The sequence below is a fragment of the Segatella copri genome (assembly GCF_019249795.2).
Classification (GTDB): Bacteria; Bacteroidota; Bacteroidia; order Bacteroidales; family Bacteroidaceae; genus Prevotella; species Prevotella copri_B.
The window spans coordinates 1,075,628-1,089,694 of record NZ_CP156891.1; the positions used below are offsets into that span (position 1 = coordinate 1,075,628).

Consider the following 14,067-nt stretch of genomic DNA (forward strand, 5'->3'; position numbering starts at 1 on the left):
TGATGACTCATCCCTTTTTTCAATTTAAAATATTTATACCGTAATCTCGCCCGAGCCATAGCAACGATGATGATGCTCATCATAAACTACACAGAACTGGCCGGGAGCCACACCATGAATTGCCTCTTCTGAATGAATCATCCAGCGGCCGTCTTCCAGTTTTTCTATAGTAGCAGGATGATACTCCGGCGTATGACGAATCTTGAAAGTCACCTTCTGCATAGCTACCTCGCGCGTAAGAAAATGGAAATCATGGAGAGGAAAATCCTTCTTGTAGGCCGACTGCGGATCATAACCATGACTCACATACAGGATATTGTTCTCTACATCCTTCTTAATCACGAACCAGGGACCGCCGCCAAAGCCTAAGCCCTTGCGCTGGCCGATGGTATGAAACCACAAACCCTTGTGCTCGCCTATGCGCTTGCCCGTCTCCATCTCTATGACATCGCCCGGCTTTTCGCCCAGATAACGGCGGATATAATCATTATAATTTATCTGTCCCAGGAAGCAGATTCCCTGGCTGTCCTTGCGCTTGGCATTTATCAGATGCTCCTCTTCGGCTATCTCGCGAACCTCATTCTTGATATGATGGCCGATAGGGAAAATCGCTTTTTTCAATTGCCAGCTCTCTATCTGAGCCAGGAAATCGGTCTGGTCTTTCACAGGATCAGGACTCGTGACAAGCCATTTATCGCCATTTTCATCCGTTTCGGTCTGCGCATAATGCCCCGTGGCGATGAGGTCGTAGTTGTGCCCCATCTTCTCATCGAAGGCGCCAAACTTAATAAGGCGGTTGCACATCACGTCCGGATTAGGCGTAAAACCCGCCTTCACCTTCTCCATCGTATAACGGGTTACCTCGTTCCAATATTCATGATGACAGTCAACCACTTGCAGCTTGCACCCATACTTTCTAGCCACAGCCGTAGCCATCTCCAGGTCCTCCTCCGAAGAGCAGTCCCACTCCTCTTTCTCCTCAGGACCAATCTTGATGTAGAAGCAATCAGGATGCAGGCCCAGCTGGGCAAACTCCCAAACCACAACCGAACTGTCGACACCTCCCGAAAGGAGCACGGCAATTCTCTTATCTTTTATTTCATCAATATTCAGCATATTCTTTCCTGTTTATAATAATCCGGTTGCAAAATTACGAAAAAAAACTGATATAATAAGCAAAGAAAGGGCTAGAAATGCATAAGAAAGAGAAAAAAAAAGCCCGCAAAGCCTATTTTTGTTATAGAAAACACTTATAGCCGCATTCGTAGCTTTTAAACATAAAACGAGTTTTGCTTTCGTTTTTATCCATACCTTTGCAATCGATTTCAGAAATCGATAAGAAAGAATGTTTTTGAAAATTCAGTATTTACATTAATAGATAAAGAAAAATGGAGATTTTAAAAAATCTATTTTATGGCTTCCCAGACCTTTGGGGAGGCGGAGTAGCCCACTCTGTGATGATTCTTTCGCTGGTCATCGCCTTGGGTTTGTGTTTAGGTAAGCTCAGAGTAAAAGGTGTTTCCCTGGGCTTGGCTTGGATTCTGTTCATCGGTCTTATCTTTGGACATTTCTCTCTCAACCTTGACGAGCATCTGCTCCACTTTCTCAAGGAATTTGGCTTGATCCTCTTTGTCTACTCTATCGGTCTGGAGGTAGGTCCGGGCTTCTTCGCTTCGTTCAAGAACGGCGGCAAGAGTCTCAACCTGCTCAGCATGATCGTTGTGGCCCTGAGTATCATTACTACCTTAGTCATCTTCTCATTTTCGGGAACATCCATCACCTCTATGGCAGGTATCCTTTCGGGTGCCGTAACCAACACTCCTGGATTGGGGGCAGCCCAGCAGGCATTCAGCGACCTGCGCCACATCGACGCCCCATCCATCGCAGCCGGCTATGCCATCGCCTATCCTATGGGTGTGCTCGGCGTTATCCTCAGTTTCATTATATTAAGGTTTGCGCTACGCGTAGACAAGCAGAAGGAAGAGGATGAAGCTAAGCGAGGCAAAGGACATCTTGAAGCGATGACCCTGAACACCTTCGCCGTAAAGGTTTCTAACCAGATGGTTTTCAAAGATACCGTCAAGCAGATCCGCTATCTCCTGAAGCGCGACTTCATGGTTTCCAAGATTATCCGTAACAACGGCGAACGCCAGAACGAGGTGGTTAACGGACAGACCGTGATAGAAGAGGGCGACATTCTGCAGATTGTGGCTCATCCTACCGTAGAAGAACCTATCATCGCCCTGCTCGGCGAGAAGGTTGACGTAAAGGACGAGGAATTCAGCAGCGAACTCATCAACCGCCGAATCCTGATTACCAAACCGGGCATCAACGGCAAGAGCATCAGCCAGTTGCAGATTAGAAGCAACCTTGGCGCCAACATTACCCGCGTGAACAGAAATGGTGTAGACCTCATCGCGACCCCAGACCTGAAACTCCAGTTGGGCGACCGCGTAACCGTAGTGGGCAAGGAACTCGCCATCGCTCATACCGAGAAGGTGCTGGGTAACCAGATGAAGCGTCTGAACTACCCTAACCTCATCCCAATCTTCCTGGGCATCATGCTGGGTTGTATCGTAGCCAACATTCCGTTCTTCATCCCAGGCATCAACGAGAATCTGCGTCTCGGACTTACCGGCGGTCCATTGGTAGTAGCCATTCTGATAGGTTACTTCGGACCGAAATACAACCTCGTTACCTACAATACCATTTCAGCCAACCTGATGCTTCGCGAAATCGGCATCTGCATCTTCCTGGCTTGCGTGGGTCTCGGCACAGGCGAACAGTTTATCCAGACCGTAGCATCAGAAAGCGGACTGACCTGGATACTCTACGGCATCGCCATCACCATGATACCAATCATTCTGGGCGGCATCATCGGCAAGCTCGTGTTCCACATCAATTATTATACATTACTCGGCGTATTGGCAGGTGCCAACACCAACCCTTCTGCCCTGGCTTACGTACGTGAGCAGACTTCGGCAGATGCGCCAACAGTAGGCTATGCGAATGTATATCCATTCGCCATGTTCCTCAGAATTGTAACCATTCAGATTATTATTTTTGTATTCGGATAAACATATATGACAGAAAAAGAATTGAAAACCTGCGCTTGCGTAGAGGACAACTGCAACTGCAAGGAAATAGCAGAATCAGAACTCAGAAGAAAACTCGACTTATTATTACGTACCGGTAGCATTCTCATGGAGAGTGCTGCCGACACATCCCGCATCATGCGAACCATGAAGCGTGCAGCAGCTTTCCTCGGTCTCGACGAGCGATACATGCACCTTTACATCAACTGGAACGTGCTGATGGTAAACTATAGCGACGAGGAGCATTCCTTCTCCAAGTTCCAGAGATGCGAGAAGCACGGTATCAACCTCACCTCTATTTCCCAGGTAAGTAAGCTCACCTGGAAGGCCATCAAGGAAAACTATTCGCTCGAACAGTATGAGCAGGCCCTGAACGACATCAAGGCCACCCCACGCAGCTTCACCCCTTGGCAGGTAGCCATCGGTGGCGGTTTTGCCTGCGGCGGATTCTGCATCCAGTTCGGTTGCGACTGGCCAGCCTTCTTCTTCTGTTCGCTTGCAGCCATATTGGGTTTCCGCCTGAGAATGTTCTTGCCAACCAAAGGCTGCAACAACTATGTAGCCATCGGCATTTCGGCTTTCGTAGCCACCCTGATAGCCTGGTTGACCTCATTCCTTTCGCTCAACCCATCTATTGCCGAAGCGCTTCCAGCCTTCATGCATTCAGATACCCCTTGGCATCCGCTGATGGCGTGTGCCCTCTTCATCGTGCCGGGAGTTCCACTCATCAACTTTGTGTGCGATATGCTCGACGGATATATTGAGGTGGGAATGGTTCGTGCCCTGAACACCCTGCTGATGATCTTCGCGATGGCTTTCGGTATCGCCTTCGCTATCCAGGTTTGCCATATCGACAACTTTGTGAAGGATCTTACGATGACTCCTCATCACGAATACTGGGAGTTTGCCATAGCAGCTGCCGTATCGGCCATGGGTTTCTCTACCATCTTCAGCATACCTCGCCGTCTGTTGCCGGTTGTAGCCGTGGGCGGTATCATCGCCGTATGCTTCCGCAATTTCGTCAATCTGGGTCCATCTAACGGCAACATCGGTCTCGACATGGGTCTGAGCATCGGTTCGCTTGCCGGTTCTGCGCTCATCAGCATCATTGTGATCAAGGCGCGCCATTGGTTCCATACCCCTCACCAATGCATCACCATTCCTAGCGTTATCCCAATGGTACCGGGAGTTCTGATGTATCGCGCCCTCTTTGCCTTCATCGACATTCATGGCGTGATAGGCGAAGTAACCGTGGGTATGAACAACCTCATCAAGGCTTCGCTCGCCATCATCTGCATCGCCCTGGGTGTGGCAATTCCAAACGTATTCTTCCGCCGTTTCATCGCCGACAACCGCAAGCGCAAGCTGCTTGCCATGCTGGTAGAAAGAAAGAAGAAGAATGGCGAATTCGTAGATTTGCACGAAGTAGAAATCAAATAATCATCTGGTTGGAAATCTGATTTTCATCGGATGATAACCGGATAAAAAGAAGTAGAGATGCGATAAAACATCATTTTATTCTTCCCCAAAAGAGGATATTAAAATAAATGTTTTATCTTTGCACCCAAATTTAGCTATCGGTTATTTCTATAGCCGATAGCTTCAATAAAGGAACAATATGGAAATACGACAACTGAAATATTTCTTGAAGGTAGCCGAGACGCTCAACTTCTCAGAAGCTTCGCGCAAGTTATACATCACCCAGAGTACCCTCTCACAACAGATTTCGCATCTGGAACAGGAGATTGGTCTGCCCCTCTTCGAGCGCAATTCTCATGAGGTTTACCTCACAGAGGCGGGCAAGGAATTGAGACCTTACGCCCAAAACGCGGTCAATTCTGCCGAAGCCTGTGTAGACCACATGAACGATCTGAAGGAAATGCTTACAGGCGAACTGAACATCGGCGTAACGTTCTCCTTCAGCAACATCATGTCCGAGACGCTCATCGCCTTTCTCCACGCCTATCCTCATGTAAAGCTCAACATCCAATACCGCACCATGCAGGAACTGATGGACGGACTGAAGAAGCGCGAACTCGACCTCGTTCTGGCTTTCAAGCCTCTGAAGAACGAAAAGGCGGTAGACAGCCGAGCTATTTTCAGCAACCGTCTTGCCGCCATCGTGAACGTGAATCATCCGCTGGCGCGCCTTTCATCGGTCAAGCTTTCCGATCTGGAGCGTTACGACCTCATCCTTCCTTGCAAGGGTCTGCAGGCACGCAACGCCTTTGATCACATGGTAGAGGGCAAAGATTTGAACTACAAGATTATGGTAGAGGTGAATAATGTAAACATCATCTTCGACCTTCTGAGCCGCAGCAATCTGGTGACCATTCTCTCCGAATCGACCACCATTCTGCAGAACGGCATGAAGGCGATTCCTATCGATGCTGCCGACAACGAAATGGATGGCTGCATCCACATTCTGAAAGATGCTTACATGAAAAACTCAGCCCAGGAGTTCATCCGCATGCTGAGCCAGAGCACCAGCATCCTCGCCAACTTTGCGCTGAAGGATATCCTGAGATAATCATCTTAACGCCTGGCGGCTCGCGAGCCTATTTGCTTGCGGCTAGAACAGATAAAAAAATCCTCGTTCGAGTTCTTTTTCGAGCGAGGATTTTTTCTTCTTTTTACCTTTATGGGGACCAGCGATGGAATCGCTGGGAACGGGGGACGCAAGGGGGCTTTTTACCCTTTTACTTTTTTACCTTTTTACCCTTTCTTTCTTGCGATGATAATCGTTACACCTGCCAGGATGGCGAGGATGCCGAAGGCAAGCTGAAGGGAGAAACTCTCGCCGAAAATGCAGACGCCGATGATTACCGCCGTTACAGGCTCCAGGGCTCCCATGATGGCGGCTGGCGTGCTGCCGATGAGATTGATGGAGATGGTCATGAAGAAAAGCGACAATACCGTTGGCAACAAAGCCAGCTGGGCAGCACAGAGCCATTGTTTAGGTGTTTGAAGCATCTGTATCGGCTCGCCTGCAATAAACGAATAGACAAACATCGTAAGCAGTCCGAAGACTAATATATAAAAGGTAAACTTGATGTTCGACATGCCCGGATTCTTCCATTGGTTGATGGAGATGATGTAAAGGGCATAGAGCAGGGATGAACACATGACGAGGGCAAAACCCGCCGTGCTCAACTTATCGTTTCCATCGCCCTGATAGAGCAATCCTACTCCCGATACCGCCAGAAGAATGGCAAGCGAGGTAGACCACGTTACCTTCTCGTGGAAGAAGACCGTCATCAGGATGGCCGTCATAATAGGATAAACGAAGAGGATGGTGCTGGCAATACCTGCCGCCATATAATGGAAACTGACATAAAGCGTAGCTGATGAGAGCGAAAACATGCAGCCCAGCACGCCAAGACGAATCAGATGTCCCCACTTCACCTTGAAACTCTCCTTGCGAAACAGCATCACCACGGCAAACATCAGTACCGCCAAGAGATAACGATAGATGAGTACAGAACTGGAATTGAATCCGTCGCCATAGAGTTCGAGCGTGCCCAAAGGATTGGTACCATAACATACTGCGGCAACAATGCCCGCCGCAAAGCCTTTAACTTTATTACTGCTTCTCATTAGATTAAATACTATTTTTTCTTATACTTCTTGTTATCTATCTATTTCGGGCTACAAAGTTACAGCAAATATTCGAGATAAGCTAACAAAATCGTATAAATATATTGTAATATCTGAGAAAAAACGCTCTTTTCTTGTGCTTTACGAAAATAAATTGTACCTTTGCAATATCTTTGAAAAAAGATAATCAGATGAAACATTAAAAACTAAACAAAAGAATTAATAACAATGGAACAGATTAAGAATGATCAGCTCACACTTGAGATTTCATCTCTCGGAGCAGAACTTCAGAGCATCAAGGATGCTAATGGTAATGAATATCTCTGGGATGGCGACGAGAAATACTGGAACCGCCACTCTCCTATCCTCTTCCCTATCGTATGCGGATTGTGGAAAGACACTTATCGCACAGAGGGTAAGGAGTATCACCTTCCTCGCCATGGTTTCGCACGCGATACAGAGTTCAAACTCGTTGGCAAGACTGCCGACCGCCTCACCTTCGCGCTCATCGACAACGAAGAGACTCAGAAGAACTATCCTTACCACTTCAACCTTGCCATTTCTTACCGCCTGCAGGGCAACGAGATTCATGTCATCTGGCACGTAGAGAATACCGACGACAAGGAAATCTTCTTCCAGATTGGCGGTCACCCAGCATTCATGGTTCCTGGCTGCAAGAAGGGCGAAGAAATGAAGGCTACCCTGAAACTCGACAACGAGGCTCCTGTTCGTCTCTATGGTAACGTAGGCGGATGCATCGACCGTCAGGCTAAGGAAACCGTAGAAACCGACAAGGGTATCTGGGAAGTAAACGAGGAGACTTTCGCAGAAGATGCTGTTATCTTCGACAAGAGTCAGGTTAAGCAGGTGAGCATTCTCAACGAGCAGGGCGAACCTCATGTAACCCTCGAGTTCAAGACTCCAGCCGTAGGTATCTGGAACCCAACAGGCAAGCACGCTCCATTCATCTGCATCGAGCCATGGTATGGTTTGAGCGACTGGGCTGAATATGATGGCGAGTTTAAGGACAAGTATCTGATGAACCGTCTGCAGCCAGGTGCAAGTTTCATGAGTGAGTATATCATCAGAATAGAGAAATAATGGAAGAAAAAGACAATTTGCAACTCCCCGAGAACGCATTCCGCGAACTGAAAGACGGGGAGGAATATAAGCCGCTGATGTCGCCTGACAAGGTTTATCCTGAGGTGAACGGATGGTCGGTTACATGGGGTATCGTGATGGCAGTCATCTTCTCTGCCGCCGCAGCCTATCTGGGCTTGAAGGTGGGTCAGGTGTTCGAGGCTGCCATCCCTATCGCCATCATCGCCGTGGGCGTAAGTACCGCTACCAAGCGTAGCAAGGCGCTGGGCGAGAATGTCATCATCCAGAGCATCGGAGCCTGTTCGGGTGCTGTGGTGGCAGGAGCCATCTTTACCCTGCCAGCCATCTACATCCTGCAGGCTAAATACCCGGAAATGACTACTTCGTTTATGAAGATTTTCATGGCTTCTGCCTTGGGAGGTGTGTTGGGAATCCTGTTCCTCATTCCTTTCCGCAAATACTTCGTAAGCGATATGCATGGTAAGTATCCATTCCCTGAAGCTACGGCTACCACACAGGTACTGGTAAGCGGAGCCAAGGGTGGCGACCAGGCTAAGCCGCTGCTCATAGCCGGACTGGTGGGTGGTCTTTACGACTTTATCGTAGCCAGCCTGGGATGGTGGAACGAGAATTTCACATCGCGTGTGGTAAGTCTGGGATGCGACCTGGCTGACAAGGCGAAACTCGTGTTCAAGGTGAATACAGGTGCTGCCGTATTAGGTCTGGGTTACATCATCGGATTGAAGTATGCCTTCTTCACCTGTCTGGGTTCGCTCGTAGTATGGTGGCTGATAGTTCCGGGCATGAGCGTTATCTTCCATGATAGCGTGCTGAGCGCCTGGGATCCTAGCATCGTGAAGACCGTGGGCGCCATGAGTCCGGAGGAAATCTTCCGTGCCTACGCCCGCAGCATCGGTATCGGCGGTATCGCCATGGCGGGTATCATCGGCATCATCAAAAGCTGGGGCATCATCAAGAGCGCCGTAGGACTGGCTGCCAAGGAGCTGAAGGGCAAGAGCGATGTAGATGAGAACGTGAAGCGCACCCAACGCGATATCTCTTTCAAGATTATCGCCATCGGTTCGCTCGTTACCATCCTCGTAACCTTCCTCTTCTTCTGGTTTGGCGTGATGGAGGGCAACCTTCTCTTCGCCATTATCGCCATCCTGCTCGTAGCTGTCATCGCCTTCCTCTTTACTACCGTAGCGGCTAATGCCATCGCTATCGTGGGTTCAAACCCTGTTTCGGGAATGACCCTGATGACGCTCATCTTCGCCTCTGTGGTGATGGTGGCTGTAGGTCTGAAAGGTCCTGGCGGCATGCTGGCTGCCCTGATTATGGGTGGTGTGGTTTGTACAGCCCTCTCGGTAGCAGGTTCGTTTATTACCGACCTGAAGATTGGTTACTGGCTGGGAACAACTCCTAAGAAACAGGAAGGATGGAAGTTCCTCGGTACCCTGGTGAGTGCGGCTACCGTGGGCGGCGTGATGATGCTGCTGAACGAGACTTACGGATTCGCATCAGGTTCGCTTGCTGCTCCTCAGGCTAATGCGATGGCTGCGGTCATCGACCCTTTGATGAATGGCGTGGGCGCTCCTTGGGTGCTCTATGGTATCGGAGCCGTAATAGCCATCGTGCTGACTTATTTCAAGATTCCTGCCCTGGCTTTCGCTCTGGGTATGTTCATTCCGCTGGAACTGAACGTTCCTCTGCTCGTGGGTGGCGCCATCAACTGGTATGTTACTTCGCGCAGCAAGGATGCCAAGGTGAACAGCGAACGTGGTGAGAAGGGAACGCTCATCGCCAGCGGTTTCATCGCCGGTGGAGCCCTGATGGGTGTGGTTAGCGCCCTTCTGAAGTTTGGCGGTATCGAGGTAAGCATCGCCGACAGCTGGTGGGTAAATCCGATGTCTGAGGTTTGTTCGCTCCTGGCTTACATCTGCCTCATCGGTTTCTTTATCAGAGCCACAAAGAAATAAAGAATAGGACAACCCCTATTTATAATAAAAGACAATCGCCTGGATGCATCTGAGCACCCAGGCGATTTTTTATTCTATCCGAATAGTTCTTTTATCCTACGATTCCGCAGCCACGAAATCCATCGGCTTGACGCCAAACTGCTTCTGGAAACACTTGGCAAAATAGCTAGGACTGCTGAAACCTACCATATAGCTGATTTCGCTGATGCGGTAGTTTCCTTCTTTCAGGAGCTGTGCGCCCTTCTTCAGTTTCACGAGCTGGATCATCTCATTTGGCGTAACATCGGCAAGACCGCGAATCTTATTAAAGAGCGACGAGCGGCTCATGCCCATCTTCTCGGCAAGGAACGCCACGTTGAGTTCCGGATTTGCCACATTCTCTTCGATAATATTCGACATCTTCTCCAGGAACGCATTATCAACCTGAGTTGGAGCAATCTCTGCTATCGGCTCAAGCGGAGTATGCGAGAACTTACTCCTCAACAGACGGCGCATCTCGAGAAGCTGTCTTACGCTCGCCTCAAGATACTTCATCGAGAACGGCTTTTCTATGTAAACATCAGCTCCACAGTTCATACTCTCCGTCTTTGACGCATCATCGGTCTTTGCCGTGAGCATTACGAATGGGAGATGAGAGTATTCTGAATTCTCACGCACCCTACGGCAGAACTCCGGACCGTCCATCTCAGGCATCATCCAGTCACTTATGATGAGCGAAACCGGATGCTTCTCCAGTTTTCGGAGTGCATCCTTTCCGTTGTCGGCTGTATAAACCGTATACATTTTCTCGAAATGAGCCTTCACAAACTGGCGCATGTCTTCATCATCATCCACAATCAGCATCGCCGGTTTTACCGGTTCACGAAGTGGACTGACAACAGCCTCGCCTGCCTTTTCAGAACCCTGTTCAGCCAGAGATGCATCTGTCAGCAGACTTTCCTCTGCGGCAGCCTCTTCTTCCTTCACCATTTCATCCGCCTTCTCTACCACAGCATCCAGCTGGTTGAGCGGCAGGGTTACGATAAAGGTAGAGCCCTTGCCTACTTCCGATTCTACATTTACCATACCATGATGAGCCTCAACGAGATTCTTCACGATATTGAGACCGATTCCGGTTCCCGGCTTGTTATCTCGTGCCTGATAGAAGGCTCCGAAGATTTTCTTCTTCTCGTCAGGACTGATTCCCAATCCGTTGTCTTCTACCTCGATGCGGAAATGGGTTCCATCCTCCAGCAGGCGGCAGGACAGGCGCACATAATCCTCCGTATATTTCAAGGCGTTGGTCATCAGATTGCTGATTACCTTGGTAACCGCCTCCTGGTCTATCATCGCCACGAGATCATCGGCTGGATAATCTACCTTGAAACGGATGCTTTTCTGCTCGAAGGTAGGAGCAAAACGCTCAGCCACAGCATGCATCAGTTTTGAAATGTTATTCAAGCGGAAATGAACCTGCATGCCCTTCTGCTGCACCTTGTTGAAATCGAGCAGCTGATTGACGAGCAGGAGCAAACGCTGGGCGTTACGATCGATAACAGAAAGCGTCTGCGTGATAGTCTCACCATCAGAAAGTTTTCCGGAAACCTGTTTCCAATGCTCTTTCAGACTCTCCAAAGGTCCGATGATAAGCGTTACCGGCGTACGGATTTCATGGGCAATCATCGTAAAGAACTGCAGGCGGGCGTCTCTCATCTCCTGATCCTGCTTGCGCTCCAACTGGTCGAGTTCTTCCTGATGGCGACGCTTCTCACGCTTCAACCGGCTCTGTGTGAACCAATAGATTGCGTAACCGATAAGCAGAAGATACAGAATCTTGGCTGGTAAAGACCACCAGAACGGCGGATGAACCACAATCTGCAGTTTTGCCTCATTCTTCGACCATACGCCATCATTATTGGTTGCCTTAACCAGGAAGGTATAGGTTCCGGCAGGAAGGTTGGTATAGTTGGCACGATGCTCATGGGTATAAACCCAATCCTTGTCGATTCCTTCGAGCTTGTAAGCATACTGGTTCTTCTCAGGCGATACATAGCTCAAGGCTGCAAACGAGATATTGATAGTATTCTCATTATGAGACAGATTAAGTTCTGTAGCATGACTCAGAGATTTATCCAACTGGTCGCTTCCCGCCTCTATCGGCTTTCCGAAGAGTTCTACCGAGGTAATTGCCACAGGAGGAGCTACCTGGTTAATCTTGACGAGATATGGATAGAAACAGTTGAAACCTCTTGTCGAACCGAAATAGATTCTGCCGTCAGAAGCCAGGAGTCCGGCATTTGGCATAAACTCGTTGCAGGTGAGTCCGTCATATTTATTGAATAGCTGGACAGGTTCACCCGGCGTATATTTCACAATTCCCTTGCTTGTAGAAATCCACATTACTCCCTGCGAAATTACAAGGCTCGTGAAATCCTGACTAGGCGCATCGATGGAGATACGGCGGAAGATACCTTTAGAAGGCAGGAATTCGCAGAGTCCGTCGCCGGTTGCAGCATAGAGCTGCCCCTTTTCGCCAATAGTCAGACAGTTCACCTGATCACTCACCAGCGAAGTAGAATCATTCTCTACATGTTTATATTGTTTCCAGGCATTATTCTTACCCAAGCGCCACAAGCCACCTCCCTGGGTAGCAAACCATACGTTGCCCTGAGGATCTTCCTTGATATCGATGGTAAGCGACTTGAACGACTTGATTCTTCTGAACTTCTGCTGACCTTCGTCGAAAAGACTGGCTCCATCCATCGAAGCCGCCCACAGCCGGTTCTTCCTGTCGCGATAAATACAATAGGCATTACTTCCCGAAACCATTCCATCGGTTTGGAAAATCTGCTGCGCTCCGGTAGCCATATTCATTCTGATGACACCATTACCATAGGTTCCCACCCACAGATCGTTTTCATCAGCAAAGAGCGCATGAACATTATACTTGCCCATAGCCGCCTTGCCCGGATAAGGAACAAAACTGTTGGTCTGGGGATTGAAGCAGTCGAGTCCGGCATCATCGGTAGCTATCCAGATGCGATGCTGCTGGTCTTCGAAGAATCTTCCTACCACATTACCGCGCAATCCCCCCTGGCGGGCTGAGTAAGCACGGAAACGTTCTTCAATACTCGTAGAAGGAAGATAACTCACACCTCCATAGAAAGTAGTAACCCAGATGCCGCCTTCATTATCGCCCGCAATACCATAAACAAAACGCTCGCTCGTGCTCCGGCTCGGATTGTTTACTTCCGACAACATTCTCCAGGAGCGGTTCTGGATGTCATACTGCACCAATCCATCATCGCTGGCTATGAGAATATACTTGTTGCCGTTGTTGTAAAGCTGGTGGATATGATGAACTGCATTACTCAGAGTTCCGCTGATGAGCTGCTCGGCACTACCATCGGCGTTTAGTTTGAAAAGTCCGTTATCCCAGGTTCCGACATAAATATTGCCATCTGGTGAGGCAAGCATCGCCAGGCCATAAAACTTGTTTGCATCGCCTTTTACCGGGAAAGCCTCAAACTGGTCGGTCGACTTATTGAGATGATAGATGCTGGCTTTACTATGATTAGAGAGCATCCATACCTGGTTATTGGCATCAACCAGCATACATTGCACTATACCCTGAATATTCTTCATCGGATACTGGTGCAGTTCGTGAGTAGTCCGATTGTATCTGAACACCCCCTGTCCGTTGGTAGAAATCCACACATTCTGATCGCCGTCAAGCGAGAAATTAAGAACAGGAGCCGTAATCTTATCGCTCAGTTTCTGGAACCGGTCGGTTTCATAACTGAACAGATAGGCTCCATTATTGCAACCTACGAGGAGTCCTTCTTCACAAGCGGTCAAGGCACTTACATACTGGTCTACAGTCGTAAAGGGATTATAATAGGTTTTGACATCATAACCGTCAAAGCGGCACAATCCGTTGTCTGTACCAAACCACATGTATCCCTTAGAACCCTGAACCACGCTACGCACGGAATTACTCGGCAAACCATCATCCATCGTGATAGAGCGCACCATAGGGTCGACACGAGCCCATTGTGCACCGGAACTGGTTTGCGTTATCGTATGTGGCTGCGCCTGAATATCCGTAGTTCCTTTCGAAACAAAGGCGGTAGGCACCTGAGCCTCACCCCCTACAGGCATCATCATGCAGAGCACAGAAACCATTAGTATAGATATCTTTCTCATTATATGAGTCTTTATTTTCTGTTGTTAGATAAATTAATGCCGCAAAATTACAAAAATATAACGAGAAATAGCAATAAAATGAACAAAAAAAGCCCCGAAACAAGCAAATA

The 14,067-nt window shown here is 48.8% G+C and carries 8 protein-coding genes; 5 read left to right on the forward strand and 3 right to left on the reverse strand.

The genetic code is table 11. From position 1 onward, the window contains the following. Positions 1–33: 33 nt before the first annotated feature. Positions 34–1,113 (reverse strand): tRNA 2-thiouridine(34) synthase MnmA, encoded by a 1,080-nt coding sequence (gene mnmA / locus KUA48_RS04950; RefSeq protein WP_040552972.1) that lies wholly within the window; start codon positions 1,111–1,113, stop codon positions 34–36. Between the two features lie 275 nt (positions 1,114–1,388). Between mnmA and KUA48_RS04955 the strand changes: the two genes are divergently transcribed. The 3 genes from KUA48_RS04955 to KUA48_RS04965 all read left to right on the forward strand — a co-directional run bounded on the left by KUA48_RS04955 (position 1,389) and on the right by KUA48_RS04965 (position 5,625). Then, positions 1,389–3,077, forward strand: coding sequence for a putative transporter (locus KUA48_RS04955; RefSeq protein WP_118189829.1), 1,689 nt, complete (start codon positions 1,389–1,391; stop codon positions 3,075–3,077). A 6-nt stretch (positions 3,078–3,083) separates the two neighbouring features. After that, complete coding sequence (locus KUA48_RS04960; RefSeq protein WP_194251945.1) at positions 3,084–4,535, forward strand: threonine/serine exporter ThrE family protein; 1,452 nt, start codon at positions 3,084–3,086, stop codon at positions 4,533–4,535. 178 nt (positions 4,536–4,713) lie between these two features. Further along, complete coding sequence (locus tag KUA48_RS04965; RefSeq protein WP_117586008.1) at positions 4,714–5,625, forward strand: LysR family transcriptional regulator; 912 nt, start codon at positions 4,714–4,716, stop codon at positions 5,623–5,625. Between the two features lie 185 nt (positions 5,626–5,810). On the opposite strand, the gene KUA48_RS04970 is transcribed toward KUA48_RS04965, so the two are convergent. Further along, positions 5,811–6,692: a DMT family transporter gene (locus tag KUA48_RS04970; protein WP_153072706.1), complete on the reverse strand. Its 882-nt coding sequence runs from the start codon at positions 6,690–6,692 to the stop codon at positions 5,811–5,813. Positions 6,693–6,920: 228 nt separating this feature from the next. Here KUA48_RS04970 and KUA48_RS04975 point away from each other — a divergent pair, with 228 nt between their 5' ends. Continuing rightward, a complete protein-coding gene (locus KUA48_RS04975; RefSeq protein ID WP_022121584.1) occupies positions 6,921–7,793 on the forward strand; it encodes an aldose 1-epimerase family protein in 873 nt (290 codons plus the stop codon). Continuing rightward, a complete protein-coding gene (locus tag KUA48_RS04980) occupies positions 7,793–9,772 on the forward strand; it encodes an OPT family oligopeptide transporter (RefSeq protein ID WP_218433607.1) in 1,980 nt (659 codons plus the stop codon). Before KUA48_RS04975 ends, KUA48_RS04980 begins: the two co-directional genes overlap by 1 nt. 96 nt (positions 9,773–9,868) lie before the next feature. On the opposite strand, the gene KUA48_RS04985 is transcribed toward KUA48_RS04980, so the two are convergent. Next, positions 9,869–13,957, reverse strand: a complete 4,089-nt coding sequence (locus KUA48_RS04985) for a hybrid sensor histidine kinase/response regulator transcription factor (protein WP_256624503.1) — start codon at positions 13,955–13,957, stop codon at positions 9,869–9,871. Positions 13,958–14,067: the final 110 nt, after the last annotated feature.

Bases quoted from the DNA above. Each gene is read 5' to 3' on its own strand.
- KUA48_RS04955 (WP_118189829.1), top strand. From the start codon at position 1,389: ATGGAGATTTTAAAAAATCTATTTTATGGCTTCCCAGACCTTTGGGGA.
- KUA48_RS04960 (WP_194251945.1), top strand. From the start codon at position 3,084: ATGACAGAAAAAGAATTGAAAACCTGCGCTTGCGTAGAGGACAACTGC.
- KUA48_RS04970 (WP_153072706.1), bottom strand. From the start codon at position 6,692: ATGAGAAGCAGTAATAAAGTTAAAGGCTTTGCGGCGGGCATTGTTGCC.
- KUA48_RS04975 (WP_022121584.1), top strand. From the start codon at position 6,921: ATGGAACAGATTAAGAATGATCAGCTCACACTTGAGATTTCATCTCTC.
- KUA48_RS04965 (WP_117586008.1), top strand. From the start codon at position 4,714: ATGGAAATACGACAACTGAAATATTTCTTGAAGGTAGCCGAGACGCTC.
- KUA48_RS04980 (WP_218433607.1), top strand. From the start codon at position 7,793: ATGGAAGAAAAAGACAATTTGCAACTCCCCGAGAACGCATTCCGCGAA.
- KUA48_RS04985 (WP_256624503.1), bottom strand. From the start codon at position 13,957: ATGAGAAAGATATCTATACTAATGGTTTCTGTGCTCTGCATGATGATG.